This window comes from Syntrophomonas zehnderi OL-4 (genome assembly GCF_000983115.1).
Taxonomy (GTDB): Bacteria; Bacillota; Syntrophomonadia; order Syntrophomonadales; family Syntrophomonadaceae; genus Syntrophomonas_B; species Syntrophomonas_B zehnderi.
In genome coordinates this window covers 38,749-64,748 of record NZ_CGIH01000038.1, presented here as the reverse complement: position 1 = coordinate 64,748, position 26,000 = coordinate 38,749, and the positions used below count along the sequence as shown (strand labels likewise).

Annotated in this window: 26 protein-coding genes and 1 other annotated feature; of the genes, 22 read left to right on the top strand and 4 right to left on the bottom strand. The window is 45.1% G+C overall.

The window, feature by feature from the left end; translation table 11 throughout:
- Window positions 1-4: 4 nt before the first annotated feature.
- Window positions 5-646 (bottom strand): 50S ribosomal protein L25, encoded by a 642-nt coding sequence (locus AAV90_RS10885; RefSeq protein ID WP_046498915.1) that lies wholly within the window; start codon window positions 644-646, stop codon window positions 5-7.
- A gap of 304 nt (window positions 647-950) precedes the next feature.
- On the opposite strand from AAV90_RS10885, the gene kdpF reads away from it, so the two are divergent.
- The 6 genes from kdpF (at window position 951) to AAV90_RS10860 (ending at window position 9,001) form a co-directional block, all read left to right on the top strand.
- A complete protein-coding gene (gene kdpF, locus AAV90_RS15740; protein ID WP_076982646.1) occupies window positions 951-1,034 on the top strand; it encodes a K(+)-transporting ATPase subunit F in 84 nt (27 codons plus the stop codon).
- Window positions 1,034-2,731 (top strand): potassium-transporting ATPase subunit KdpA, encoded by a 1,698-nt coding sequence (gene kdpA, locus AAV90_RS10880; RefSeq protein ID WP_046498913.1) that lies wholly within the window; start codon window positions 1,034-1,036, stop codon window positions 2,729-2,731. Before kdpF ends, kdpA begins: the two co-directional genes overlap by 1 nt.
- Before the next feature lie 236 nt (window positions 2,732-2,967).
- Window positions 2,968-4,989: a potassium-transporting ATPase subunit KdpB gene (kdpB, locus tag AAV90_RS10875; RefSeq protein ID WP_046499076.1), complete on the top strand. Its 2,022-nt coding sequence runs from the start codon at window positions 2,968-2,970 to the stop codon at window positions 4,987-4,989.
- Between the two features lie 11 nt (window positions 4,990-5,000).
- Window positions 5,001-5,612, top strand: coding sequence for a potassium-transporting ATPase subunit KdpC (kdpC, locus tag AAV90_RS10870; protein ID WP_242847549.1), 612 nt, complete (start codon window positions 5,001-5,003; stop codon window positions 5,610-5,612).
- Window positions 5,613-5,624: 12 nt separating this feature from the next.
- Window positions 5,625-8,300 carry a sensor histidine kinase gene (locus tag AAV90_RS10865; protein ID WP_046498908.1) on the top strand — a complete coding sequence of 892 codons (2,676 nt, stop codon included), beginning with the start codon at window positions 5,625-5,627 and terminating at the stop codon, window positions 8,298-8,300.
- Between the two features lie 17 nt (window positions 8,301-8,317).
- Entirely contained in the window at window positions 8,318-9,001 is a 684-nt protein-coding gene (locus AAV90_RS10860) for a response regulator (RefSeq protein ID WP_046498905.1), read from the top strand.
- Window positions 9,002-9,165: 164 nt separating this feature from the next.
- On the opposite strand, the gene AAV90_RS10855 is transcribed toward AAV90_RS10860, so the two are convergent.
- Window positions 9,166-9,375 carry a hypothetical protein gene (locus AAV90_RS10855; RefSeq protein WP_046498903.1) on the bottom strand — a complete coding sequence of 70 codons (210 nt, stop codon included), beginning with the start codon at window positions 9,373-9,375 and terminating at the stop codon, window positions 9,166-9,168.
- Window positions 9,376-9,884: 509 nt separating this feature from the next.
- Between AAV90_RS10855 and AAV90_RS10850 the strand changes: the two genes are divergently transcribed.
- The 3 genes from AAV90_RS10850 to aroH are packed head-to-tail and all read left to right on the top strand — an operon-like array spanning window position 9,885 to window position 11,114.
- Window positions 9,885-10,259 carry a hypothetical protein gene (locus tag AAV90_RS10850; protein WP_207642061.1) on the top strand — a complete coding sequence of 125 codons (375 nt, stop codon included), beginning with the start codon at window positions 9,885-9,887 and terminating at the stop codon, window positions 10,257-10,259.
- Window positions 10,260-10,288: 29 nt separating this feature from the next.
- Window positions 10,289-10,705, top strand: coding sequence for a HutP family protein (locus AAV90_RS10845; protein WP_076982645.1), 417 nt, complete (start codon window positions 10,289-10,291; stop codon window positions 10,703-10,705).
- Between the two features lie 34 nt (window positions 10,706-10,739).
- On the top strand, window positions 10,740-11,114 hold the full coding sequence (aroH, locus tag AAV90_RS10840; RefSeq protein WP_046498897.1) for a chorismate mutase: 375 nt from the start codon (window positions 10,740-10,742) through the stop codon (window positions 11,112-11,114).
- A gap of 371 nt (window positions 11,115-11,485) precedes the next feature.
- On the opposite strand, the gene AAV90_RS10835 is transcribed toward aroH, so the two are convergent.
- Window positions 11,486-12,298 (bottom strand): carbon-nitrogen hydrolase family protein, encoded by an 813-nt coding sequence (locus tag AAV90_RS10835; protein WP_046498894.1) that lies wholly within the window; start codon window positions 12,296-12,298, stop codon window positions 11,486-11,488.
- A 301-nt stretch (window positions 12,299-12,599) separates the two neighbouring features.
- Here AAV90_RS10835 and aroF point away from each other — a divergent pair, with 301 nt between their 5' ends.
- Window positions 12,600-13,433 carry a 3-deoxy-7-phosphoheptulonate synthase gene (gene aroF / locus AAV90_RS10830; protein ID WP_046498891.1) on the top strand — a complete coding sequence of 278 codons (834 nt, stop codon included), beginning with the start codon at window positions 12,600-12,602 and terminating at the stop codon, window positions 13,431-13,433.
- Between the two features lie 279 nt (window positions 13,434-13,712).
- On the opposite strand, the gene trpS is transcribed toward aroF, so the two are convergent.
- A complete protein-coding gene (gene trpS / locus AAV90_RS10825) occupies window positions 13,713-14,723 on the bottom strand; it encodes a tryptophan--tRNA ligase (protein ID WP_046498887.1) in 1,011 nt (336 codons plus the stop codon).
- A gap of 52 nt (window positions 14,724-14,775) precedes the next feature.
- Window positions 14,776-15,006: a binding site (T-box leader), on the bottom strand.
- 229 nt (window positions 15,007-15,235) lie between these two features.
- Here trpS and AAV90_RS10820 point away from each other — a divergent pair.
- The 12 genes from AAV90_RS10820 to cobA all read left to right on the top strand — a co-directional run bounded on the left by AAV90_RS10820 (window position 15,236) and on the right by cobA (window position 25,998).
- On the top strand, window positions 15,236-15,658 hold the full coding sequence (locus tag AAV90_RS10820) for a MarR family winged helix-turn-helix transcriptional regulator (RefSeq protein WP_046498885.1): 423 nt from the start codon (window positions 15,236-15,238) through the stop codon (window positions 15,656-15,658).
- Between the two features lie 390 nt (window positions 15,659-16,048).
- Window positions 16,049-16,429 (top strand): adenosylmethionine decarboxylase, encoded by a 381-nt coding sequence (gene speD / locus AAV90_RS10815; protein ID WP_046498883.1) that lies wholly within the window; start codon window positions 16,049-16,051, stop codon window positions 16,427-16,429.
- A gap of 252 nt (window positions 16,430-16,681) precedes the next feature.
- Window positions 16,682-17,431: a hypothetical protein gene (locus AAV90_RS10810; RefSeq protein WP_046498880.1), complete on the top strand. Its 750-nt coding sequence runs from the start codon at window positions 16,682-16,684 to the stop codon at window positions 17,429-17,431.
- Window positions 17,432-17,524: 93 nt separating this feature from the next.
- Entirely contained in the window at window positions 17,525-18,373 is an 849-nt protein-coding gene (locus AAV90_RS10805) for a UbiA-like polyprenyltransferase (RefSeq protein WP_076982644.1), read from the top strand.
- A 138-nt stretch (window positions 18,374-18,511) separates the two neighbouring features.
- Window positions 18,512-19,093 carry a UbiX family flavin prenyltransferase gene (locus AAV90_RS10800; protein WP_046498878.1) on the top strand — a complete coding sequence of 194 codons (582 nt, stop codon included), beginning with the start codon at window positions 18,512-18,514 and terminating at the stop codon, window positions 19,091-19,093.
- A 98-nt stretch (window positions 19,094-19,191) separates the two neighbouring features.
- Window positions 19,192-20,160, top strand: a complete 969-nt coding sequence (locus AAV90_RS10795) for a polyprenyl synthetase family protein (protein ID WP_046498873.1) — start codon at window positions 19,192-19,194, stop codon at window positions 20,158-20,160.
- Window positions 20,161-20,179: 19 nt separating this feature from the next.
- The gene (gene tatC, locus AAV90_RS10790) at window positions 20,180-21,013 is read left to right on the top strand and encodes a twin-arginine translocase subunit TatC (RefSeq protein ID WP_242847548.1); all 834 of its coding nucleotides are present in this window, start codon (window positions 20,180-20,182) and stop codon (window positions 21,011-21,013) included.
- 159 nt (window positions 21,014-21,172) lie between these two features.
- Entirely contained in the window at window positions 21,173-21,355 is a 183-nt protein-coding gene (gene tatA, locus AAV90_RS14965) for a twin-arginine translocase TatA/TatE family subunit (RefSeq protein ID WP_046498867.1), read from the top strand.
- A 204-nt stretch (window positions 21,356-21,559) separates the two neighbouring features.
- Entirely contained in the window at window positions 21,560-22,201 is a 642-nt protein-coding gene (locus AAV90_RS10780; RefSeq protein ID WP_046498865.1) for a precorrin-2 dehydrogenase/sirohydrochlorin ferrochelatase family protein, read from the top strand.
- On the top strand, window positions 22,177-23,496 hold the full coding sequence (gene hemA, locus AAV90_RS10775) for a glutamyl-tRNA reductase (RefSeq protein ID WP_046498862.1): 1,320 nt from the start codon (window positions 22,177-22,179) through the stop codon (window positions 23,494-23,496). The genes AAV90_RS10780 and hemA overlap by 25 nt, the downstream gene beginning before the upstream one ends.
- Complete coding sequence (gene hemC / locus AAV90_RS10770; protein ID WP_052729747.1) at window positions 23,462-24,442, top strand: hydroxymethylbilane synthase; 981 nt, start codon at window positions 23,462-23,464, stop codon at window positions 24,440-24,442. Before hemA ends, hemC begins: the two co-directional genes overlap by 35 nt.
- A gap of 2 nt (window positions 24,443-24,444) precedes the next feature.
- Entirely contained in the window at window positions 24,445-25,998 is a 1,554-nt protein-coding gene (gene cobA / locus AAV90_RS10765) for a uroporphyrinogen-III C-methyltransferase (protein ID WP_046498857.1), read from the top strand.
- Window positions 25,999-26,000 lie beyond the last annotated feature (2 nt).

Genomic DNA, 26,000 nt, shown 5'->3' with positions numbered 1-26,000 from the left:
TAACCTATTCTTCATTTTTAGCTTCTACAGCTTCTCCTGCTTCGGCTGCTTCGTTTTCAGATGCTTCATCTTCGGTAGTAGCCCGACTGGGTGCTAAGATTGTGACTATAACCGCATCAGGATCACTTAAGAAAGTTACCCCCTGAGGTGGCGTAATATCACCTACGGTTACGTTATTACCAATTTTTAAATCAGATATATCATAAGTAATATTATCAGGTAAATCCTGAGGCAAACATTCTACCTCGATTTCGGTTAAACCTGCTTGTATTATCCCGCCTTCTTTAGTTGCTGCTTCCTCACCGATTATATGAACAGGCACAGAACTCGTAAATTTTTCCGTCATGCTGACCGTCATAAAGTCTATATGGATGATCTTACCTGTCACAGGATGGTTTTGATATTCGCGAACTACCGATATAAGTTTTTTAGGTTCGCCACTTATATTCAGGTTAAAAATACTATGCACCCCGTGGGTTTTAAATTCCTTCAGGGTGGGTTTGGCCGCCAGCATAACAGGTATAGGTTCCTGGTCTTTTCCATATATTATAGCTGGAATATAATCATCCTTTTTAGATTTGTTTAAGTAGGACTTGGTCGATAATTCCCTTTTCTGGCAGATAAGCGTTGGAGCCGAAAATGCCATTAAAATCACTCCTTAGGTATAGTAATAAGAAAATTATTACTATTTTGTTTTCTACATTAAATCATTATACTATTAAAATTTATAAATGTCCAAAACGCCGAAAAATCCTCAATCCCAAAACCTGTTTAATATTTATACTTTCTTTACATACTGACCGATAATCTTGACCCCGTCTTTACCACTTTCTGATTTATGATAACAATATGGTTTTCCCGGCGGGCATCAATGATGCCATCGGCTCAAGCAACCTGCCTAAGCTTAAGCTGGGTAAAGCCTAATTTTTTAAAAGGAAAGGGATGATAGGATGGATTTAATTATAAGCGGTATTGTTGCTGTAGGATTGCTGGTATTCCTGTTTTATTGTCTGATGAAGGCGGAGGAACTGTAATGAAAACGATTGATATTATGCAAATATTGTTTTTTCTTGTGGTTCTTTCCACCCTGGCTATCCCCTTGGGACGTTACATGGCCAGGGTGTATATGGGAGAGAAAGGTTTTCTGGATCGCCTAATGCTTCCTTTTGAAAAACTGATCTATAGAATTTGCGGGGTAAATGAGACGGAAGAAATGGGCTGGCGGCAGTATGCCGGGGCCTTGCTGATTTTTAATCTGGCCGGTTTTTTGTTGCTGTTTATTTTACAGTTAATACAAGGCGTCTTACCCTTTAACCCGCAAAAAATGGCTGCGGTAAAGTGGGATTTAGCTTTAAATACCGCTATAAGCTTTATGACCAATACCAACTGGCAAGCCTATGGCGGGGAAAGCACCATGAGCTATTTTACCCAAATGACTGGCATGACGGTACAAAACTTTGTTTCAGCAGCAACGGGTATGGCAGTTGCCGTGGCTTTGATAAGAGGATTAACCCGGCGCAACAGTAAAACCCTGGGAAACTTTTGGGTGGATCTGACCCGTTCTGTTACCAGGATTTTACTCCCCATTTCCTTTGTTCTGGCATTGGTTTTGGTATCGCAGGGAGTAATTCAGAATCTGCATCCTTATCAGACGGTGCAAACCCTGGAGGGGAAACCTCAGGTACTGGCCATGGGGCCGGTGGCCTCCCAGGAAGCCATCAAAGAGCTGGGTACGAATGGCGGAGGTTTTATGAATGCCAATTCCGCCCACCCCTTTGAAAATCCGACTCCCCTGACTAATTTTTTGGAGATGCTGGCTATTCTGGTTATTCCAGCAGCACTTCCCTTTACTTTTGGGCATATGTCTGGTGACAAACGTCAGGGACGGGCCATTTTTTTAGCAATGCTGATCCTGTTTATGGCAGCCAGTGGAATCACATATTACAATGAGGCGGCCGGCAATCCTCAGCTGGCTATCAGGGGTGTAACCGGCCCCACTGCCATGGAAGGCAAAGAAGTACGTTTTGGCATAGTCAATTCGGCCCTTTGGTCAACGGTGACTACCGCTAGTTCATGCGGTGCCGTGAATTCCATGCATGACAGCTTTACCCCCCTGGGTGGTATGATACCCCTTTGGTTGATGATGCTGGGGGAAAACGTTTTCGGCGGGGTTGGCTCAGGTCTGTATGGTATGTTGGCTTTTGTAATTATCACTATTTTTATTGTAGGTCTGATGGTGGGCCGAACTCCGGAATATCTGGGCAAGAAAATTGAAGCGCGGGAAATGAAAATGGTTACTTTGGCTATTCTGATACCGGCAGCTTCTATTTTGCTGGGCAGTGCTACCGCCGCGGCAACACCAAGTGGGACTGCATCCATATTAAACCCTGGGCCCCATGGTTTATCCGAAATATTATATGCTTTTTCTTCTTGTACTGGTAATAACGGCAGTGCCTTTGCAGGATTAAACGCCAATACCCTTTTTTATAATCTGATGTTAAGTGCAGCTTTGCTGGCTGGACGGTTTGGGGTCATATTGCCGATGTTGGCAGTGGCCGGCAGTATGGGGGCTAAATCGTCAATTCCGGCCGGAGCTGGAACTATTTCTACTCACAACAGTATGTTTGTCGGTTTACTGATAGTAACCGTTATAATCGTGGGTGCTCTCACTTTTTTCCCGGCCTTGGCTCTAGGTCCGCTGCTTGAGCAAATGATCATGCTGGGAGGATAATTTAAAAAATATTTTTTTAGAATCAGAATGACTTAAGAATATGAATTGCGAGATTTTAAAGGGCAGGCCATCATGTTTCCCGTAGCGGATGCTTCAGTCTTCGCGCCAGGAGGCTAAAGTCTCCCCGGCCGGAAAAGTATTTGGGCAGCAGACGCCTTTGAGCCCTGAGGAGTTAAGTTAGAAGGAGAGATGACAAAATGGCAATATATAAGGGGGATTATCCCGCCGATAAACAGATGCCAACCCTGCCTGCAGAGATTATTATACCGGCTCTGGGAGAGGCTTTTAAAAAACTTAATCCCCTAAGTTTGTGGCGCAATCCAGTTATGCTGATAGTAGAAGCAGGGGCTTTGCTTATCACTCTGTTAATTATAAAAAATCTCTTGACCGGACAGGTGGATACGATTGGATTTAACCTGCAGATAGCTATTTGGTTATGGATTACGGTTTGGTTTGCCAACTTAGCCGAAGCAGTAGCCGAAGGGCGGGGCAAGGCTCAAGCGGCCGAGCTGCGCAAAACCCGTTCCTCGGTTATAGCTAAAAAAATGACCGGGTCAATAGTAACCGAGATTGCTGCCAGTGCATTACGTAAAGGTGATCTGGTTAAAGTAGAGGCGAATGATATAATTCCCGGTGATGGCGAAGTGGTGGAAGGGATAGCTTCCGTGGATGAAAGTGCCATAACGGGTGAATCGGCCCCCGTAATACGTGAATCGGGAGGGGATCACAGTTCGGTAACCGGCGGTACCCGGGTTTTATCTGACTGGATTATTGTCAGGATAACGGCTGATCCGGGTGAAACCTTTTTAGATCGGATGATTCATCTGGTGGAAGCGGCTAAAAGACAAAAAACTCCTAACGAAATCGCCTTGACTATACTGCTTTTAGGGTTGAGCATCATATTCCTCATTGTAGTTGTAAGCTTGGAATCTTTTGCGGTATACTCTGATGCCCAGGTATCAATTCCAGTGCTGGTAGCATTGCTGGTATGTTTGGTCCCTACTACCATCGGGGGACTCTTAAGCGCTATCGGCATTGCCGGAATGGATCGGCTGTTTAAGCGCAACGTATTGGCTATGTCGGGACGGGCAGTTGAGGCGGCCGGTGATGTTGACGTACTGTTGTTGGATAAAACCGGTACCATAACCTTGGGCAACCGTATGGCAACTGAATTTGTTCCGGCTGCCGGGGTAGAAGCGGAAAGGCTGGCTGATGCCGCTCAACTGTCATCCCTGGCTGACGAGACCCCGGAAGGAAGAAGCATCGTTGTCCTGGCCAAAACTCAATATGGGTTGCGGGAAAGAGACATACTGGAACTTAAAGCTCGGTTTGTTCCATTTTCGGCCCATACCCGCATGAGCGGGGTCACCCTGGAGGGAAGGGAAATCTGGAAAGGTGCTGTAGATGCCATTGAAACATATCTTCAGTCCCAGGGACGTATGCTAAGTCCGGAGATTAAAAATATCGCCAACGGTATGGCTAAAAATGGTGCGACTCCGCTGGTAGTGGTGGAGAATTTGGAAGCCCTGGGGGTCATTAATTTAAAAGACGTGGTTAAAGGCGGCATTAAAGAACGCTTTGCTCAATTACGCAGGATGGGTATCAAGACCATTATGATTACCGGCGACAATCCCCTGACGGCTGCAGCTATAGCTGCAGAAGCAGGAGTCGATGACTTCCTGGCGGAAGCTACCCCTGAGGCTAAATTAAAACTAATCCGTGAACATCAGGCTCAGGGACATTTGGTCGCTATGACCGGAGATGGCACCAATGATGCTCCGGCCCTGGCTCAAGCTGATGTAGGGGTAGCCATGAACAGCGGTACCCAGGCAGCCAAAGAAGCCAGCAATATGGTCGATCTGGACAGTAATCCCACCAAGCTGATTGAGGTGGTGGAAACCGGTAAGCAATTGCTTATGACCCGTGGTTCATTGACTACCTTCAGTATAGCCAATGATGTAGCCAAATATTTTGCCATCATTCCGGCTATATTTGTGGAAACGTATCCGCAGTTGGGAATATTAAACGTCATGGGGCTGGCTACTCCGCAAAGTGCGGTTTTATCCGCGGTTATATTTAACGCTTTAATTATCATAGCGCTGATCCCTTTAGCTTTGCGAGGAGTTGCGTATAGACCGCTCGGTGCTGAGGCCATTTTGAAACGCAACTTGTTTATTTATGGTTTGGGTGGTCTGTTGATACCGTTTATGGGGATAAAAATAATTGACCTGCTGCTGGTAATAGTGGGTATAGCCTAAATAATGACGGTATGGCGAGGAAATTGCAGGGAAAGGAAGCCTGGATGATGAGCAGAATAATTAAAAATTCAGTCGGGATGATTTTGTTGATGACTTTAATACTGGGTATTTTCTATCCATTATTGGTAACCGGGATAGCCCAGATAGTATTTAAATCGCAGGCCAATGGGTCAATCATTATAAATGATAACCGGGCCACAGGTTCACATTTAATTGGTCAGGACTTCAGCCTACCCCAATATTTTCAAGGACGTCCTTCAGTTGCGGGTCCGGGCTATGATGCCTCGGCTTCCGGTGGTTCCAATCTGGGTGCTACTAATAAAGAACTATATAAGCAGGTGGCCGAGCAGGAAAATAAAATTCGCACCGAGAATAGTCTTGCTCAAGATCAGAATATACCGGTCGATTTACTGACTGCTTCCGCCAGCGGCTTGGATCCTCATATCACTCCCGCAGCAGCTTACCTGCAGGCCAAGCGGGTAGCAGTCAGTCGAGGGGTGTCAGTCAATAAGGTTAATGATATCATTGCCGAGCATATAGAAAAAAGGCAATTCGGTTTACTCGGTGAACCCAGGGTAAATGTTCTCAAGCTAAATCTGGCCCTTGATCGGGAACTGAGCTAAAGGGGAATGGGAATGCATAAAGAAAGACGGGCTGATCCGGATGCCTTGCTGGATACCATGAAAAAAAAGGGACGCGGCCGCTTAACTGTCTTCCTGGGGGCGGCGGCGGGAGTAGGCAAGACCTATGCCATGCTGGAAGCGGCGCGAGAGCGCAGGGCCGAAGGGGTTGATGTGGTTGCAGGCTGGATTGAGACCCATGGACGCAGGGAAACCGAAGCTCTGGTAGGTGACCTGGAGGTTTTGCCACCGCGTTTACTGGAGTATCGCGGTCGACAATTCCCGGAAATGGATCTGGATGGACTTTTGGATAGGAAGCCGGAGATTGCTCTGGTCGATGAGCTGGCTCATACTAATATTGAAGGATCACGCCATTCCAAACGCTATCAGGATGTTGAGGAATTGCTGGCTGCGGGCATCGATGTTTATACAGCGGTCAACATCCAGCACCTGGAAAGTGCCAATGATATAGTAGCCCGGATTACCGGGATACTGGTCAAGGAAACCGTGCCCGATACCATACTCAAACATGCCGAAATACAGCTCATTGACATACCCACGGAAGAACTCCTGCAAAGGCTTAAGGAAGGCAAGGTCTATGTTGCTGATAAAGCCGCCGAGGCCATCACGAAATTTTTCCGGCCGGGCAACATTAATGCCTTAAGAGAAATGTCCCTGCGCTATACCGCCCTGCATGTAGATAATGAGATGCAAACTTATATGAAAGCCCATGCCATCGAAGGACCCTGGCCGGCAGGTGAGCGGGTAATGGTCTGTATCAGCTCCAGCCCTTTTGCAACCCAGCTGATTCGGGCCGCGCACCGAATGGCACTGCGTTTGAAGGCAGAATGGCTGGTAGTATATGTGGAAACACCGGGTATTGTTTCCCGCAGTCGCTTATCCCGCGATCGACTTTTGGCTAATCTGCGCCTGGCGGAAGAATTGGGAGCCGAAATTATCAGTACCAGTGGTACTGATATTGCCGCGGAATTACTGCAAATAGCTAGATCCCGCAATGTTACGCAAGTGGTTATTGGCAAGCCCCTGCGTCCTCGCCTGCTGGACATATTAAGAGGTTCGGTGGTTGACCAGGTGATTCGTTCCAGTGAGGGCTTCGGGGTCCATGTCATACCGGGCCATTCGGCTCCCAAAATGGATAGCCCGGGCTGGCTTTCGGAAAAAAAACGCCGCAACATCTTGCCTTATGCCAAAATGCTGGGGGTAGTTTTTTTGATTACATTACTGCTCTATCCCCTACATAATCAGTTGGGTTTGGTTAACGTGGCTATGATTTACCTGCTGCCGATCTTATACAGCGCAGTACGCTGGAAACGTACGGCAGCCTTGCTGGGGGCTTTTGCTTCCGCCCTATGTTTGGACTTTTTTTTCATTCCGCCCCAGCAAAGCTTGACCGTAGCCGATATCAGATATATCCTAAGTTTCGCCATATTTTTTGTGGTAGCCTGGGTAACCGGTACCATGGCAGCCCGCTTAAAGCGGCAAATCGACGATGCTCACCAGCGGGAAAGCATGGTAAGCGCTTTATATGGTTTAAGCAGGGAAATAGGAGCAGTCTATGGAATAGATGAGGTACTGCCGGCTGTTATTAAAAAAGTGGAAGCAGTCAGTAAAGGTGCGGCGGTTATTTTGCTGCCGGGCAGCAATGGCAGCCTGGAATTAAAAGCCGACAGCGAATCTTGTCCCCAGAAAAGTTTGACGGACAATGAAATGGCCGTGGCAGCGTGGGCATTTCAGCACCTTCAGAAGGCCGGTCAGGGTACGGATACCCTGTCAGGGGCGGAGCTGGTCTATTTTCCACTGGCTACTGAAGCGGGGCCGGTTGGAGTTTTAGGTATTCGCCCCACCGGGAGCGAAAAAAACCTTTTAAGAGAAAAGACCCTCTTTATTGAAGCCCTGGCTAACCTGGCTGCAGTAGCAGTAAACCGTATACAATTGGCTGAACGGGCTCGTGAAGTTCAGATAGCTGCTGATTCCGAGCGATTGCGGACGGCTCTTTTTAACTCTATATCACATGACCTAAGAACCCCCCTGACCTCTATTATAGGTTCGGTCAGCGGACTTTTAGAAGAAGAACAATTATATGATGCCGCTTCACGTCGTATTATGCTGGAAAATATTCAGCAGGGTGCTTTGCGGATGCATCATTTGGTGACCAACCTTTTGGATATGGCCCGATTAAACAGCGGGTTTTTGCAACTTAATAAACAGTTTTGTGATATCCAGGACATAATCGGGGTAGCCGTTAGCAGGGTAGAACATCTGGATACCCCGTCTTTTTCTATTTATATTGAACCCGGGTTGCCTTTAGTCGAAGTTGATTTTGTCTTGATTGAACAGGTTATAGTTAATCTGCTGGACAATGCCGTCAAATATTCCGGAAACAGCCTCAATATTAGTATAACGGCCCATCGTCAGGCGGAAAAAATAGAAGTAGCCGTGGCTGACCGGGGGCCGGGCATAGCTCCGGAAAATCGGGAAACCATTTTTAATAGTTTTTTTCGTTTGCAAAGCACCGCTAATATAAGCGGCACCGGGTTGGGTTTAGCCATCTGCAAGAGTATTATTGAGGCGCACGGGGGAGAAATCGAAGCAACAGATAACCCCGGCGGGGGTACCGTGATCAGTTTTAGAATTCCGCCGGGAGAAGTAAAATCGGTACTTACTGCCTAGAAAGACAGGGATAAATTATGACTAACGCAGGATCTAGAGTGCTTATAATTGATGATGAGGAGCAAATGCGGCGTTTACTGCAGGTAGCCTTTAATGCTCATGATTATAATACTGCTCTGGCCGTGAGCGGTCAGGAGGGATTAGGTTTGGCAACCGTATTTCGACCGGATCTGGTGATTTTAGATATGAGTTTGCCCGATATGGAAGGTATCGAGGTAGTAAAAAACCTGCGTCAATGGTCTAAGGTGCCGATAATAATTCTTTCGGTTCGCGAAGGAGAAGCTGATAAAATAGCTGCCCTAGATGCCGGAGCCGATGATTATGTGACCAAACCTTTCAGTATGGGCGAACTGCTGGCCCGAATGCGTACCGCCTTACGCCACGCAGCCTCCCCAGATGTGGAACCGGTGCTTAATTTTGGGGATTTGGAAATTGATTTGGCTCATCGGCAGGTGCAACTGGAGGGACAGGAAATACGTCTTACCCCTACTGAATATGAATTGCTAAAACTCTTGGTTAGCCATCCCGGTAAGGTATTAACCCATGGACAGATTCTGTGGGCAGTCTGGGGCCCGGGCTACGAGAAGGAAACTCATTATCTACGGGTATATATTGGACAATTACGCCATAAAATCGAAAAAGACGCCAGCCGTCCGCAGCATATTATTACCGAACCGGCGGTAGGTTATCGATTTATTTGAGCATTTTTTCGTTTTTGTTAGAAACAGATTTTTAATAGAAGCGCATTTTCTTGACAAGTGAATGAAGTAAGAAAACAGATGCGGCTCAAAGAAAAATACCGTATTATTCAAAAAAGAATCATACGGTATTTTTTGGGGTGGTATTTAAAATACTGCAAATAAGCTTAAGCGTGTTTGACTTCTAATCTTGGCCGTCCGTCCATCCTGGTTTTGTTTAGCTCTGCTTTTCCGCGTTTGGTTTTGTCCTGTCCCAGTAACGAGAACAGATAGTACAAGGGGCTATAACAGAGCAGGAAGATGGCAGCTACAAATACTACCGGAAAGCAGCAAATCCCAAAAATCCAACGCACAATTACCTGATTTCCTTTAAGCATATTATCTATCTCCTTTCACTTTGTGTTTATTGCATAAACTCGAAGAACTGTATCCCCAAGGTTTTAATTTTAATAACAATATGATGCAAATTACGTGCCAAATAATCATTTATGATTTAAATCCTATTAGAAACGGGTTTAATTAACCCTAAAGATCAAACAAGCAGTTATGAGGTTTTCGTAAGATGTAACCAAACTGTTAGATTTTTAAAATCCCCTGCAACAACGTTGCGACACTTATCTAACAAACTACATACAATTTTATGACAACGTCTAATTGCGCCTTTTTTTACAAAAATAGGCAGGTTAATCATTTTGGCGATATCTAACCAAATACACGGATAAAGACCCGGACTTAGGCATAAGATAGAGCAGAAGATATGCTTTAAGGGGATGGTCTTTTAGTGTTTCATAAAATAGAAAGATATTTAATTCGTTTAGCAGTTATGTGCCTGATGTTAGTAGTTATATCGCAGGGTCTTATGACTTCCGATTCTATACGGTTTTATATGAGCTGGAGCGAAAGGCTCGAGGGTCAGCAATTACCTGCACCGGTAACAGCTCCCCAAACTGAAATCCCGCCTGCATCTAAGGAGCAGGTAAGTTCGCCGGAGGCTTTGCTGGTCATATCTCATGACCAGGAAGGGGCTTTGAACGAGGTTGAAATCCTGGTTAATGGTAAAACCCGTTACACATTTTCCCGGACACCAATAAAAATGCGCCTGAAGGCCGGAGATAGTGTGGAAATAGATGCCCGCAGATGTAACTATCCCATTGATTTTACGATTGTATCCTCATCGGCTAATTTAGCTTTCCCGGCTCAGGGAGATGTTTTTACGGCCAATCAGAGTATAGTAATGATAGGCAAGATTATAGTAAAATAATATAAAATAGATCTAGGGTGGGATTAACGGTGGATATAGGGAGTAAAATCGTTGCCACAGCTGCAATAAAAATGGCCTTGTCCATGTCCAGACAGGAAGAAGCAGTTTTAAAAAAACAATTCTTGGAGGAGTATAACGTTAAAGCAGTTGCGGTTGATTATGGGGGAGAGTTTATAACTTCTGCGGCTAAAATCGTGGAACGGGCGGTTGTGGCCGCCAAACGCGAAGGGGTCATTAACGATGTTCATGCTGATGAAGGAGCGGTAGCCGGCGCGGCCCGGGAAGCCCTGGCCCAGATTATGCCTAAGGCCCTAGGGCTTAATGTAGGAGGCAAGATAGGCATTGCCCGTCATGGCGACCATATCAGTGTATCCATATTTTTTGGTATTGGCCTTTTGCACCTGGATGAGGTAGCTATTGGACTTGGTCACCGGGCGGTTGCCTGACTTAATAATCATTAATGAAGGACGGTAGGATAGAATGTGGACTAGAGGAATACGCGGGGCGACAACCATAATCGAAGATAAACCCGCTGAGGTTGTAGCCGCTACGCGCGAACTTTTGGAATCATTATGGCGGGAAAATAACTTCGAACCTGAGGATATTTCCAGTATTTTATTTACGGTTACCAGCGATATCCGTTCTGCCTTTCCAGCCGAGGTAGCCCGCCAAATGGGCTGGGAATTGGTGCCGCTGTTGTGTTTCCAGGAAATAGAGGTAGAGGGTTCAATCCCGCTTTGTATCCGGGTATTGATTACGATAAATACTGATAAGAGACAGGATGAGATTCGCCATGTTTACCTACGGGAAGCCATGCAACTGCGTCCCGATTTAGTCAAACGTAATCAGAACTAACGGGGTTTAATGGACACAGATAACACTGACCCTCCGGGCAGGGATGCACACAGATTATCTTTTTTAAATTAATTGTAAGATTGGCAAGGAATCTGATAAAGGCCATGCCGAAGGTAAAGGGGAATAAAGTTCGCCTTTAACCGGGGATTGTGTTCCCGGTTGAATTACTCATCGAATTACTCCCTTGTCACAACAGCAATAAAAAAATCTGCGTCAGTCATAAACCATCTGTATTCGCAGCGTCAAATCTTTCTAAACTACGGCGGCATGATTGCCTTACCGGATCATTCGCAAAACCATGCCAATACTTTTTAAAGGAACAAAATCTGTGCCCGAATGGTCTAGGTTGGCTGTGTCCATTTAAATCCCCTTTAATAAAGTTCCGGCCGGCGGTTTTTTAAAACCGGCAATTCGCGGCGGACTTTGTCAAGCAGGGACAAGTCCAGGTCCGCATAGATTATGTCTTCTTCCGTAGTTCCCTGGCTTATTATCCTGCCCCAGGGGTCTACTGCTATGGAATGACCCCAGACTTGGTAGCTGGATTGCGGATTGCGGGCCGGGGAGGCGGCTATTACGAAAAGCTGATTGTCAATCGCCCGGGTGCGCATCAATAACTCCCAGTGAGCCGAACCTGTGGTCATATTAAAGGCAGCCGGAACCACCAGCATTTGGGCTCCGGCCAGGGCAGCTTTGCGAGCCAGTTCCGGGAATCTGATATCATAGCAGATTAATACCGCGAAATTTATGCCGTTATGGCTAATTATATCCAGTCGATCACCGGCGGAAAAAACGTCCGACTCTTTAAAAACAATTTTGGAGGGGATATTAATATCGAAGAGATGTAGTTTGCGGTGTCGGCCGATAAGCTTGCCGGTTTCATCAAAAACACAGCACGTATTATAGATTATTCCATCGGCATTTATTTCAGCAATAGAGCCGCCGATCAGCAAAACCTGGTTTTCACGTGCCTGGGCGGCCAGAAATTCAGTGGTGGGGCCAGGTATAGGTTCTGCATTTTGGGCCAGGCGATCAGTCTGATAAGGAGCATTGAATATCTCCGGTAAAATGACTAGCTGCGCTTGCTTGGACGCCGCATGAATCATCTGTCCGGCCTTGGCTAAATTTGCCGCCTTCTCGGCGACTACTTGCATCTGGCAGATAGCGGCTTTAACAACTTTATTCATTATTTCATCCCTTTCATCTTAAGCCGTGGCTTGGCTCTTAATAGACGGATAAAGCGCCAATCCTAACAGTAACCTTGCACTCAGCGGGAAATTGGGCTGAATAACAGCGCTGATTCCATTCCATACCGCATCTGATGCCGGGCACTCCATAAGTATTGTGGGGCCCCTTATATACTATTTTTAAGGGGTGGGCCTGGTGGTCAAAAAAGATCAAAAAAATCAATAGTAATTTCCAGTTTGGCTCATGATATACTTAATTATAAATATCGGTCAAGGTTTTGATAATGGCTGGGGGATTTTTATGCAAGCCTATAAACTTGTCTCGCGACAATATTGTTCCCAGGATACCATCATAAAAATACCGACTCCAGGCGGGCCGCTTTGCATAGGTGCGGGTTATTTAACTATTATAGCCGGCCCCTGTGCGGTTGAGAGCCGGGATACTTTTTTGGAAATGGCCGGGCTGTTAAAATCCATGGGGGCGAATGTTTTGCGCGGGGGCCTATTTAAACCGCGTACATCGCCTTATTCTTTTAAGGGATTAGGAAGCCAGGGGCTGAAAATTATGGCTGAAGCCCGAGAATTAACTGGTATGCCGGTGATTACGGAAATTATGGACGTGCGTGACATCGATCTGCTTTATGAAACAGTCGATATTTTGCAGGTGGGAAGCCGTAACATGCAAAACTATACGCTCCTGGAGGAACTGGGCCGGTTGGACAAACCGGTGCTGTTAAAACGAGGCTTGTCGGCCACTATTGAAGAATGGCTCCTGGCTGCAGAGTATATATTAAACGGCGGTAACAATAAAGTAATTTTCTGCGAGCGCGGTATTAGAACGTTCGAGCCCTGGACCAGGAATACGGTGGATATCGGGGCCATTCCTCTAATTAAACAGCTTTCGCATCTGCCTGTCCTGGTTGATCCCAGTCATGCTACCGGCAGATGGAAGATGGTAAGTCCGGTGGCGAAAGCAGCGGTGGCTGCCGGGGCAGACGGGATTATGGTCGAAGTACATCAATCCCCGGAGCAAGCCTTGTCTGATGGCAAGCAATCCCTAACCCCGGAGAACTTTCAGATCCTATATAAACAGGTTATTGCCCTGGCCGAACTCGAGCACAGGGAGATACTATAAGACGGTAGGCGCGGACAACGCAGATTAATTAGCCATGGTTTACCAGTAGTATCCGAAGGTTGATGCTTTAGCTTGCGCGGGGAATAGAAGTTTACCATTTGCAAACTAAGCGTAATTTCCGGTGGCGGTTAGCGCGCCTTCCATATAGTCAGTCAATAATGAACCGCCCAGGGGACCTGGCCTATAAAGGCAGGATCCTGGGCTTAGTTACGTGGTTGCTTTTAATTAACCCTCCTGACCGGTTCTCGGGCTGTGCCGGGGAGCTATTAGTTTGCCGCTTTATCTGCGTCTATTTTCCCCAAAATAATCAATACCTACGGCTTCGCGAACTTCCTGCATGGTTTCCTGGGCGACACCCTGAGCTTTTCTGGTGCCTTCCATTAAGATATCTTTTACCAGCCCAGGATTTTGTTTATATTTAATCCGGCGTTCACGCATAGGCTCAAGCAGATTATTAATGTGGCCGGAAAGTTTTTTCTTGCATTGTACGCAGCCTATTTCCCCTTGACGACAGGCCTGTTCGATTTCCTTTACCTCATTCCGATTAAACACCTGGTGGTAGCTATAGACCATGCATATATCAGGATGACCCGGGTCAGTTTTGCGGATTCTGGCTGGATCGGTTACTGCTTCTTTGACTTTGGCTTCAACGTCGGCAGGCTCGTCTTCCAAGAAAATACAGTTGTTCAGGCTTTTACTCATCTTAGCTTTTCCATCCAACCCCAACAGCCGCGGCACTTCTCCTATTAGAGCCTCAGGTTCTATCAGTACCGGTTTATACAGATCATTAAAACGGCGCACAATTTTGCGGGCTAATTCAATATGGGGAATTTGATCCTCCCCTACCGGTACCAAATGAGCCTTAAATATGCTGATATCAGCTGCCTGGCTGACCGGATATCCCAAAAAGCCGTAGGTCATATCATTAAAACCATGTTGCTGGGCTTCACTCTTTACAGTAGGGTTGTGGCGCAGTACATTAACGGAAGTAAACATGGAGTAATACATGGTTAATTCATGGATTTCCGGGAGCTTGCTTTGCACGAAGATGGTGGATACTTCAGGGTCGATTCCAGCTGCTAAATAGTCTTCAGCAATCTGAAACATATCCCGGCTAAGGTTTTCAGGTTTTTCAAAATTAGTTGTCAAAGCCTGGACATCCGCGATTATGATATAGCTGTCGTATTTTTCCTGCAGTTTGACCCGATTGGCCAGGCTGCCAACATAATGCCCCAGATGTAATTTCCCCGTGGGGCGATCACCGGTTAATATTCTCTTTTTTTTAGTCATATATAAACCTCCTTAACAAATACAAAAAATAAAAACAAAAAACCTCACATCCACAAGGGACGGAGGTTATCCGCGGTGCCACCCTAATTGACAAAAGGTCCACTTTTAAAGACAGTTAAGGCCTGTCCTTTTCTTTTAACGGAGAAAGCCGCCATTTGGAAGTATCAAACTTCGTTATGGAACTCCGGAACCCATTTCAGCAGTTTGGATAGTATCGGGCTTCCACCTTTCCCGACTCTCTGTAACCCCTCGTCTGCCTACTCTTTTCCATCATCATTTTGATATTAATCAACTCTTATAAAATAACATCAAAAAAACAAAAAAACAAGAGGACATATATGGTATAAATTTACATATAAAATAAAATTTAGATATTTGCTGTTTACAAACCAAATTATTCTGTAATAATATTAGAGTATGTAATTTTATCCGCTGTAATAATAACAGAATTGATCTTTTATATAATATGATGATTTTTTCTTATCTTCAACTAAATATTAAGGAGGTATAAAATGGTAGATTTAACTAATTATCTAGGCTTTAGCTTAAGGGTAGCAATGAAGAAGATAGATAAAAACCTTAGTCAACAGCTAGAAGTCTATGGCGTAAGTATTCCCCAATCATTTATACTATTTAGTTTATTGGAGCAGGATGGGGCTACATTAAAGGAGGTTGGCAATAAAACGTTGATAGACAGCTCTTCCATGACGGTTCTGGTAGACAAGCTGGAAAAAGATGGGTTAGTGGAAAGAAAGCTTGATTCCCAGGATCGCCGGGCAATACGAGTGTTTATTACGGAAAAAGGCAGGGACATTGCCGAAAAGGTAAGCAAAATTGGGATTAAATTCAATTCTCAGCTCTATGATTTGTTGGGTGAGGGTAACCAAAAGGAATTCATACATGGTATTAATAATATAGTCAATGGGCTGGATTAAAAATTGCTCCTTCTAAAAGAAGGAGCAATTTCTTTAAATTATTTCTTTAAATTAAGCAGTAGTCACCGTACCATTTTCAAGACTAGGCGGAGACAACTGTTTTTCATTTTCAGTAGTAATAAAAGGTGCACAAGTTGTAGGAACGGTAAATATGATATTAATAGAAATGCCTTAATTATACCAAAAATATATAGCTGCTAAATATACGTAAAATGCCATTGGATATGGAGTTTGCCGCAGTTACTATTAGTAGAAAAAAAGTTAAAATAAATAAGCTAACTTTTATTGACAAGCGGCAGGAATATGCTAAAATTCTACATGTACGTTTTTGGGGAGAACAGTAAAGGGGGTTTGGGAGACAAACCAGAAAATTGAAGGGAGGCGACATTATTGCAGTCTTTAGGGCGACATGTTCTAGCTGAAGTATATGGATGTCGATTTGAGGTGTTGAATGATATCAAAAAGGTTCAGGATATCATGGTCAATGCCGCTTTGGAGGCTGGCGCTGAAGTACGAGAGGTGGTTTTTCACAAGTTTAGTCCTCAAGGAGTTAGTGGAGTTGTTGTGATTTCCGAATCTCATCTGGCGATTCATACCTGGCCCGAATTGGGTTATGCAGCTGTGGACGTGTTTACCTGCGGAGATCGGGTTGACCCTTGGGACGCATGCAACTACATGGCGCAGATGTTTGGAGCCGAATCTGTTGATGCATCCGAAATTAAAAGAGGAATGATGACCGAGCAGGAAGAACGTCTGGTGGTAAATATTTAGGAGGGATACTATTTTAGTAGACCGAAGTAAGATTAGAAAGAATTACAATTATTACTAAGGGCCTTACTTAACGAGTAAAAAGTAAGGCTTATTTTTTTGCCGTAATTCCTAAAAACATAGGCTTTAAAGGAAAGAGTTATCCCGCTTTTAGCGTTAGGAAAAATATGAATGCAGGAAGTATGAATATCCTGTAGAATGATAGACAAGAGAATATGGGAATGATTGTGATTATCAATTAGGGAGGACTAGATTATGAGCTTCGCTTTTACCAGGGAACTGGAGGTGGAGATGTCTGATATCGAAAACAAGTTTAGAGAAAGCCTGAAGCCTTGGTGGGCTCAACTGGCTAATCTGCATAACAAACTGCAGGGCGACCAAAGTTTCCAATTAATACCTGCCGTAGTTCTTATGGCCTATAAATATCTGGGTATGGAACGTGACGTTAGAGTGGCAATGGGCAACCTTTTTAAAACCCTTTATTTTGCTAATAGAATTCATTCTATGGTAAGTGATAATGAAGAAGGACAGATTCATAACCAGGAGATGCAGTTTACTATTCTAATTGGAGACTATATTTTCGGCCGGGTTTTAAAGCTACTGCTTGAAGCCGGAGCCGATCAGGTATTGGATGATTTTGCGCATATGATCAGCCTAATCAATGAAGGTCAGGTAATAAAACACAAATTAGATAAAAGTCCCCGGGAAGTACTGCAAAAGACCAGCGCTCCGTTTTATTCAACCGCTTTTTTGACTGCTGCCAAGCTGAAGGGGTTAGAACCAACCCAGGCCACGCTGTATGCAGAAGTGGGCTTTAATCTGGGCATGACTCTGGAATTATCCCTGATTGGTCAAAAGATGGAGGCACTTGATTATTTAAATAATACCCATAGTTTAATCGACAAATTTCAGATTGCTACCCTGGATAATGATTTTGAGTTAGACAAGTTGGTACAGGAGATGCTGGAGATGGTATCGTTTTTTGATACCGCTGCCGTAGTGTAAAAAACCGGCATCACTTCAAACGGCTGAAGGGCATTAAACAGTTCAGGCAAGAGAACTATTTAAGGGATTATATTCTATGGGGTGGTAGTATTTTTGAATAAGCTGCAGAAGTTCTTAAACATGGTTGATTTTGGGCACAGCCTTTTCGGATTGCCATTTGCTTATTTGGGGGCTTTTTTGGCTCTAAAGGGAGTGCCGACCCTGGCTCAATTCGGCTGGATAACCTTGGCGATGGTCAGTGCCCGTACAGCAGCCCTGTGTCTAAATCGTCTTATCGATCGTCATATTGACCGACAAAACCCGCGTACGGCTGATTGGGTAATGGCTTCGGGTCAATTGTCGGTTAAGCGAATCTGGGTTTTGGTATTCGTTTTTATCGCCCTGTTATTCCTGGCCGCCTATAATCTTAATCCCCTTTGCGTTAAACTGGCTCCGCTGGCGGTTATTGTACTCTGGCTGTATTCTTATACCAAACGTTTTACTTGGTGGTGTCATCTTATACTGGGTTTGGCAATTGGGATAGGTCCGTTGGGTGGCTGGATAGCCATCAGCGGCACCTTTGACTGGCAGCCTTTTGTACTGGCAATGGCGGTAGCTTTTTGGATAGCCGGCTTTGATACCATGTATGCCTGCCAGGATATAGATTTCGACCGCGCTATGAATCTGTATTCTATCCCGGCTCGTTTCGGTGAACGCGGGGCGCTGTTATTTTCTGCCGTATTTCATTTATTTACCGTTCTCTTCTTGATTCTAAACGGGTTTATTTTGGACATGGGAATCTGGTATTATACAGGGGTAGCCTTTACCGCTATATTGTTGACTTACGAACATATTATTGTACGGCCCGGCAATCTGGATAGGGTTAACTTCGCTTCATTCAGAATAAACCATTATGTCGGTTTGATTATCCTGATAACGGCCGTAATAGATCTGTTGTCCTGATAGATACGCCAGAGAACCAGTATTCTGCGCCGGGGAATTAAGTTTAAATTTTCAACACACTATTCTAAAACATAGTGCCCTGCGGCCATGGGAAGTTAATATTACAATTGGCAGAGTATAGAGTAGGGGGATGATGGGGTGAACCGATATATTGTGGCTATCACCGGGGCCAGCGGGGTTATTTATGGCGTCAGCCTGATCAAAACCTTGCTAAAAAGGGGCGATGAGATTCATCTGGTGGTTAGCGACCCAGCCTGTCTGGTTATGCAACAGGAATTGGGCTGGACTCTGGATGCACCCCCGCAGATTAGTCTACGTCATTACTTTTCAGCAGATAACCTCTTTTTATACAATAACGCGGATATTGCGGCAGGTATTGCCAGCGGTTCGTTTATAACTGATGGAATGATAATCATACCCTGTTCTATGTCTACTTTGGCTTCGGTAGCCATGGGTTTATCCGGCAATCTAATTGAAAGAGCTGCTGATGTAATGTTAAAAGAACATCGGCCTTTGGTTATAGTTCCTCGGGAAACGCCCTTAAGTTCTATCCATTTGCGCAACATGCTTACCTTGTCAGATATGGGGGTCGCTGTTGTTCCGGCTATGCCAGCTTTCTACTATGATCCTGAAAGTGTTGAGGAAATGGTAGCTTTTGTGGTGGGGAAGGTTTTGGATGTGATGAAAATTCCCCATGAAGAATTCAGGCGGTATAAATAGGTAACTGCTAAAATGTCATATTAGTTGGAATTTAATAGTTTTAACTATATAATTAATACTAATTTCCAAACAAGGGGAATAAAATCAAGGGGAATAAAATGACCAATTTTGATTTATTTAATCAAGTCACCGATGAATTGGCGATAGTGGAAGAAAGATTGATCAGCAGTATTAAATCTGATTTACCCCTACTGGATCAGGCTTCCACGCACCTGGTTAAAGCTGGAGGAAAAAGGCTTCGTCCTGCCTTTGCCTTGCTTTCTGCTAAAATGTTTACTGAATCACTAGATGAAGTGATTCCTCTGGCGGTTGCCCTGGAATTGATTCATATGGCAACATTGGTGCATGACGATGTCATCGATAACTCTAGTTTGCGCCGCGGGAGGGAAACAGTCAAAAGCGGCTGGGGTAATCGGGTCTCAATTTATGCGGGTAATTATGTCTTTGCCCGTTCCCTGTCACTGGTATCCCTGTACCAGCGCAGCGATATTCTGGAGGTTTTGGCTGAAGCCAGCATGCGTATCTGCGAAGGCGAAATCAATCAGATGATGAGTTGTTACGATGTGAATCAGGGTTTAAAGGATTATCTGCGCCGGATTGAACGCAAGACCGCCTTACTGATATCGGTTAGTTGTCAGTTAGGGGCAATGCTCCTTAATGTCGAAGAGTATAAAACCCGAGCGTTAAAAAACTACGGATATTATCTGGGAATGGCCTTTCAGATTACGGATGATATTTTGGATTTTGTAGCTGATGAAGAAATACTGGGTAAACCGGTGGGCAGCGACATAAAACAGGGAGTTATTACATTGCCGGCGATATATGCCATCAAATTCGACCCGAGAGGCGATCAATTAAGAAACTGGCTGGCATCCCCAGAAGAATGCGCCAACCGATCCGAAGATATTATTCAGATTGTAAATGATTCTGAGGGGATAGATTATGCTTACCAAGTAAGCTGTAGATATTTGGAAAAGGCCAGACAAGAGCTCAGGTTTTTACCGGATGTGCCGGTAAAAGAGTCATTTAATAATATTGCTTTATTTATATCCAACCGGGAATTTTAGGGGGAACGGGGGAACGCTGGTGTTCGGTGACATGACTCCAGAGGACAAGCAGACTATTATAGAGCATTTGGAGGCCCTCAGGAAGGCTATAATAATTAGCTTGATAGCTATTATTGTTGCCGCCGTAATTTGCTTTTCGTATAATGAACAAATCCTATCTTTTATCATCTCCCCTTTGCGGGGCCTTAATGAAAAACTTGTCGTTACCGGGGTAACCGAGGCCTTTTTCGTGAAACTTAAACTGGCTTTTTTGGCCGGTTTTGTCGTGGCGTTTCCGGTAGTGGTTATATCCCTGTGGGGGTTTATAAAACCGGCCTTATATCCCAGTGAAAGAAAATATATCTATATACTTTTCCCCATAACTATTCTTTTATTCGTTGTTGGGGTGGTATTTGCGTATTTTGGCGTCTTACCGCTGATATTAAAATTTTTTATTTTTATAGCCGGCGAAAATTTAGACACCATGTTCAAGGTGGATCAGTATGTGTCATTTATAATGGCCTTCACCATACCTTTTGGGCTGGTTTTCGAATTACCGGTAATCATATTTTTTCTGGCTAAAATGGGCTGGGTTACCCATGAAGCCTTGGCCAGAAACAGAAAATACGCCTTGCTGGTGATATTTATTCTGGCCGCTGCCCTAACCCCGGGTCCGGATCCTATTTCCCAGTGTATGATGGGCATACCGATGTATTTTTTATATGAAGTGAGTGTTTTGGTGGCTCGCTGGGCTACCCCTAATGAAGAACGCGAAAAAAAGAAATCCCGAAAAAAGAACAAAAAATCCAAAAACCCCGAAAATGTGGTGAGTCCAGTTGAAAATCAAGTTGACCAACAGACGGAAGAAGGATAACTGATTATACCGAAACTGAGCTTGGAGACATCCTTTACAAAGCCTTGCTTTGTTGTCATAATAACACTAAAGAAGGTTTGCTCTAAGGCTATTTTTTAACAAATAGTGCCATAATATTAGGATTTTGAAGGGATCAGACGATTTAAGGAGGGAATTATTTTGTTCGGAATAATTGGGAATTTTGGCCCCTGGGAACTGATTCTAATTCTAGCTATTGTACTCATCGTGGTAGGGCCGGGAAAACTGCCTAAGGTCGGGGAGTCAATGGGTAAAGCCATTCAGAGCTTCAGGAAAGCCAAAGAAGAAGAATTTGACGAGCTAGACGAAAAAGAAAAAAATTAGGTCTGATAACAGGCCTTTTTTTAATACGGAGGTAGACGTTAAACCAGAATTTAATAATAGCTGTAAAATAATTACAAGGCAAACAGGTGCCCTTTTAGGAGCCGTTGGCGCCAGTCCGACATATTGGGCATCCGGTACAATATGCACCAAAATAGGCGGTACCTTTTTTGCTTATTACGAAGACAACGTATCTGGGGGGGAATTATGGCACACTTATATCCAATATTTTTAAACCTAGTCGGTAAGAACTGCTTGATTGTAGGCGGAGGACAGGTAGCCGAAAGAAAAGCAGCCAACTTATTAGAGCATGAAGCCCGGGTTCGGCTGGTAAGTCCCAGGGTGGAAAACAATATTGCTGCATGGGCCGACGAGGGTCTGGTGGAATGGATTCCCAGGGAATTCCAGGTCCAGGATCTGATGGGAGCCTTCATGGTCTTTATTGCTACAGATACCGGGCAATTAAACCAGATGATCACAGAGTTGTGTAGGGAACAGGGAATCCTGGTAAATGCTGTGGATGATCCTCCTAATTGTGATTTCTATGTACCCTCGGTTTTAAGAAGAAATTCCTTGGCCCTAGCTGTGTCAACTGAGGGGAAAAGCCCCCTTTATGCGGCCCGTCTGCGGCGAGAATTGGAAGATATCATAGGCTGGGAACACGGCGAATATGTTGACATATTGGGGCGTTTGCGCGAGGAAGTAAAAGCTTCTGATTTGGACATTACCCAACGTAGGGAAATATTCTCCCGGCTGGTTGATTCAGATTTATTGGAATTAATTAAGGCCGGTCAGGATGAAAAGGTAGAGGAGCGGATCAAAGAATGTATGTCCTCCTGGCGGGATTAAATCATCGCACAGCTCCGGTTGAAATCAGGGAAAAATGTACCTTTTCCGATCCGGAACTGGCAGATGCCTATAAGCAAATAAAAAGTTCACATTTTATTGAAGGCATTGTTATTATCAATACCTGCAACCGAACTGAGTTATATGCAACCGTACGGGATATTCAGGAAGGACAGGAATTTCTAAAGGCATATCTTATGGAATATTCCGGTCTATCCGCAGAAGAATTCGATATGTATTGCTATCAGTCTGACTGTTATGACGCCATAGCCCATCTGTTCAGGGTAAGTTCGGGGCTGGATTCCATGATTTTGGGAGAGACTCAGATTTTGGGCCAGGTGAAGGAGGGCTATCAAAAAGCGCATGAGCAAGGCGCGACCGATACAGTTTTGAATTCGCTGTTTCAAAAAGCCCTCTACGTTGGCAAAAAAGTACGCACCGAAACCAAAATAGATCAGCACCCGGTATCGGTTAGTTTCGCGGCAGTTGATCTGGCTCTGGATAGGTTCGGTTCACTTCGGGATAAAACCGCTTTGGTGGTAGGCGCCGGGGAAACAGGCGAATTAACCACCCGCTATTTAATGGAGCAGGGGGTTAATTCGGTAATTGTATCCAACCGTTCATATGAAAAAGCCGTGCAAATGGCCGATCTTTTTAAGGGGCGGGCGGTTCGCTTTGATGATTTACCTAATGAGCTTTTAAACGCGGATATCGTTATTAGTTGTACAGCCGCTAATCACTGCGTTATCAGGGAGGACAACTGCGGAGATATATTGCGTCAGCGCCGGGGACGCAATATAATTTTTATCGATATTGCGGTTCCCCGAGATGTTGAAGCCGATTTGAGCCGGATTGAAGGTGTGTCTGTACACGATATCGATGATTTGCAGGATTTTATAAATGTCAGCTATCAGGAACGCCGCCAAGCAGCCCTCTTGGCCGAAGACATTATTTCCGGGCAACTGGATGAATTTAACCAGTGGCTGGCCACGCTGTATGTTGTTCCGGTAATTACGGCCTTAAAAAGCTATGGTGAGACGATTAAACAAAATGAACTAAAAAGGGCATTTAACCGTTTAGGTAAAGTTTCCGAACGGGAACAGATGATTATTCAGAATATGGCGGGCTCCATCGTCAATCAGTTGTTAAGATCACCGGTGCTTAATTTAAAAAAAATAGCATCCAGTAATCAAGGACACCTGTATGCCGAAATGGTTAAAAAACTATTTGAATTAGAACCAGATCATAAGAAAGAGGAATATTATGCAAGTTTTAAGATTGGGAACCAGGGGAAGTAAACTGGCGATCTGGCAGGCAGAGTATGTCGCCCGCCAAATATCTGCCCGGATGCCTGAACTGAATATAGAAATCGTTATTATTAAAACCAAGGGTGACAAGATTTTGGATGTCCCCTTGGCTCAGATCGGTGATAAGGGGCTGTTTACCCGGGAAATCGAAAATGAACTCTTGGCCAACCGTATTGATCTGGCCGTACATAGCATGAAAGACCTGCCTTCGGTTTTAGGTGAGGGACTAGCCCTGGGCGCAGTTTTGAAAAGGGAAATACCCCAGGATGTACTGATATCTCCGCAGGGGTACACCCTGCAAACCTTACCGCAGGGGGCCGTAATTGGAACCTCCAGCCTGCGCCGCATAGCTCAATTAAAAGCCTTGCGGCCGGATCTTGAACTGGTAAATATGCGCGGTAATGTCGAGACCCGCATCAGAAAAATGCATGAGGAGCAACTTGATGGCATTATCCTGGCCTTCGCCGGGGTTAAACGTCTCGGCTTTGTCGACAGCATCAGTCAGATTATTCCAGTTGAACAAATATTGCCTGCAGTCGGTCAGGGAGCCGTGGCAGTCGAGATTCGCCGGGATGATGTGCCGGTTCGTAGCATCCTGGAATCAATCAACGATACCGAATGCTGGCTGGAAACGAGTGCGGAAAGAGCTTTTTTGGCTGAACTGGAAGGCGGCTGCCAGGTGCCGATAGCTTGCCTGGCCAGAGTAACTGAAAGCAAAGTTCTTATCGAAGGATTGGTCGCTGCTCTGGATGGCAGCCAGGTTTACAAAGATTCAGTTGAAATTGAGTTACCGCTCGACTATGAATTTTTGACAGATTTTTCTGTGCGGCAGGCAACTGTCCGTCAGGTCAAGGAAGCTGGACAAGGCCTGGCCGCAAGCCTTCTTAGGGCAGGGGCCGGACAAATACTGGAAGAAATAAAAGGACTGGGAGATTAAACATGGATAAAAAGGGATTTGTTTATCTGGTGGGGGCCGGACCAGGCGATCCGGGATTGTTCACGATAAAAGGCAAACAGGTTCTCCAGGAGGCGGAGGTAGTCGTTTATGATCGCTTGGTTGGGGAGGAAATACTGGCATATGCTAACCCAGATGCGGAGTTGATCTATGTAGGCAAAGCATCCAGTCAACACACCCTTAATCAAGATGAAATAAATGCGCTTTTAGTCAAGAAGGCTGCCCAAGGAAAACTGGTAGTACGCTTAAAAGGCGGAGATCCGTTTGTGTTCGGACGGGGCGGAGAGGAAGCCCTATATGTAAGGGAAAACGGTTTTGATTTTGCCGTGATACCCGGCATAACATCGGCTATTGCCGTGCCTGCCTATGCCGGCATACCCGTAACCCACCGGGAAGCTACTTCCAGTTTTGCCGTTATTACTGGTCATGAGAGGCCGGGTAAAGAAATCAGCTCAATTAACTGGGCCCAAATATCGACTGGAATAGGCACCTTGGTTTTTCTAATGGGAGTTGAAAACCTGGAATATATTGTTACCCAGTTGGTGACGAATGGACGTAGCCCACAGACCCCGGTGGCTTTAATCAGAAATGGAACCCGAGCCGATCAGGAAGTAGTATCAGGCACCCTGGAGGATATAGTGGAGAGGGTAGTCCGGGCGGACTTACAGCCCCCGGCCATCATAGTGGTAGGAGATACGGTGAACCTGCGCCAGAGCCTGATGTGGCTTGAAAACAAACCCCTCTGGGGTCAGCGTATTTTGGTTACCAGATCCAGAACTCAAGCCAGCGTATTGGCAGAAAAGATTCGGCAGTTAGGCGGAAAGGCTATAGAGTTTCCGACTATAGAGATTAAAGAAGAAGTCGACCTTAAAAACCTTTATCAGTCGTTTGAAAGCCTGGGAGAATATGATTGGCTGATATTTACCAGCACAAATGCCGTTGATATATTTTTTAAGAAATTGCGGGGGCAGGGCAGAGATATCCGCAGTTTGTCCGGCCTTAAGATATGTGCGATTGGCCCGGCTACGGCTGCCAATTTAGAAAACCGCGGTCTAGTGATTGATATTATTCCGGAGGAATATAAAGCCGAAGGTATCATAGAAAAACTAGGGAATCTTATTACGCCTGGACAAAAGGTGCTTTTACCCCGGGCCCGGGGAGCTCGGGAGATTTTGCCGCAGAGTTTGCGGGAAATGGGCGCCCAGGTGGATGAATGTTATCTCTACCAGGCGGTTATCCCTAAAAGTGCCAACCGGGCGGATTGGGATGAGATGTTTAATGCAGGTCTGGACTATATTACATTTACCAGTTCTTCAACGGTTACGAATTTCGTAAATATAATCGGCCAAGAACAGGTGCAAATACTAAATCGGCAGACCAAAATAAGCTGTATTGGACCTATTACTGCAAAAACTGCTCAGGAAAACGGCTTTAACGTTGATATAACAGCAGAAAAATACACTATTGATGGCCTTGTTGATGCTTTATTAAGGGATGTCGATGCCAACAAGAAGAAAGCGCAGCTTAAGAAGGAGTGATC

Excerpts from the sequence above, each read along its gene's own strand:
- AAV90_RS10865 (WP_046498908.1), top strand. The coding sequence starts at position 5,625 with ATGCATAAAGAAAGACGGGCTGATCCGGATGCCTTGCTGGATACCATG.
- AAV90_RS10885 (WP_046498915.1), bottom strand. The coding sequence starts at position 646 with ATGGCATTTTCGGCTCCAACGCTTATCTGCCAGAAAAGGGAATTATCG.
- AAV90_RS10855 (WP_046498903.1), bottom strand. The coding sequence starts at position 9,375 with ATGCTTAAAGGAAATCAGGTAATTGTGCGTTGGATTTTTGGGATTTGC.
- hemA (WP_046498862.1), top strand. The coding sequence starts at position 22,177 with ATGTATGTCCTCCTGGCGGGATTAAATCATCGCACAGCTCCGGTTGAA.
- aroH (WP_046498897.1), top strand. The coding sequence starts at position 10,740 with ATGTGGACTAGAGGAATACGCGGGGCGACAACCATAATCGAAGATAAA.
- AAV90_RS10850 (WP_207642061.1), top strand. The coding sequence starts at position 9,885 with ATGAGCTGGAGCGAAAGGCTCGAGGGTCAGCAATTACCTGCACCGGTA.
- aroF (WP_046498891.1), top strand. The coding sequence starts at position 12,600 with ATGCAAGCCTATAAACTTGTCTCGCGACAATATTGTTCCCAGGATACC.
- kdpB (WP_046499076.1), top strand. The coding sequence starts at position 2,968 with ATGCCAACCCTGCCTGCAGAGATTATTATACCGGCTCTGGGAGAGGCT.
- trpS (WP_046498887.1), bottom strand. The coding sequence starts at position 14,723 with ATGACTAAAAAAAAGAGAATATTAACCGGTGATCGCCCCACGGGGAAA.
- kdpA (WP_046498913.1), top strand. The coding sequence starts at position 1,034 with ATGAAAACGATTGATATTATGCAAATATTGTTTTTTCTTGTGGTTCTT.
- kdpC (WP_242847549.1), top strand. The coding sequence starts at position 5,001 with ATGGCGAGGAAATTGCAGGGAAAGGAAGCCTGGATGATGAGCAGAATA.
- AAV90_RS10820 (WP_046498885.1), top strand. The coding sequence starts at position 15,236 with ATGGTAGATTTAACTAATTATCTAGGCTTTAGCTTAAGGGTAGCAATG.
- AAV90_RS10795 (WP_046498873.1), top strand. The coding sequence starts at position 19,192 with ATGACCAATTTTGATTTATTTAATCAAGTCACCGATGAATTGGCGATA.
- AAV90_RS10780 (WP_046498865.1), top strand. The coding sequence starts at position 21,560 with ATGGCACACTTATATCCAATATTTTTAAACCTAGTCGGTAAGAACTGC.
- cobA (WP_046498857.1), top strand. The coding sequence starts at position 24,445 with ATGGATAAAAAGGGATTTGTTTATCTGGTGGGGGCCGGACCAGGCGAT.
- hemC (WP_052729747.1), top strand. The coding sequence starts at position 23,462 with ATGCAAGTTTTAAGATTGGGAACCAGGGGAAGTAAACTGGCGATCTGG.
- kdpF (WP_076982646.1), top strand. The coding sequence starts at position 951 with ATGGATTTAATTATAAGCGGTATTGTTGCTGTAGGATTGCTGGTATTC.
- AAV90_RS10860 (WP_046498905.1), top strand. The coding sequence starts at position 8,318 with ATGACTAACGCAGGATCTAGAGTGCTTATAATTGATGATGAGGAGCAA.
- AAV90_RS10835 (WP_046498894.1), bottom strand. The coding sequence starts at position 12,298 with ATGAATAAAGTTGTTAAAGCCGCTATCTGCCAGATGCAAGTAGTCGCC.
- AAV90_RS10810 (WP_046498880.1), top strand. The coding sequence starts at position 16,682 with ATGAGCTTCGCTTTTACCAGGGAACTGGAGGTGGAGATGTCTGATATC.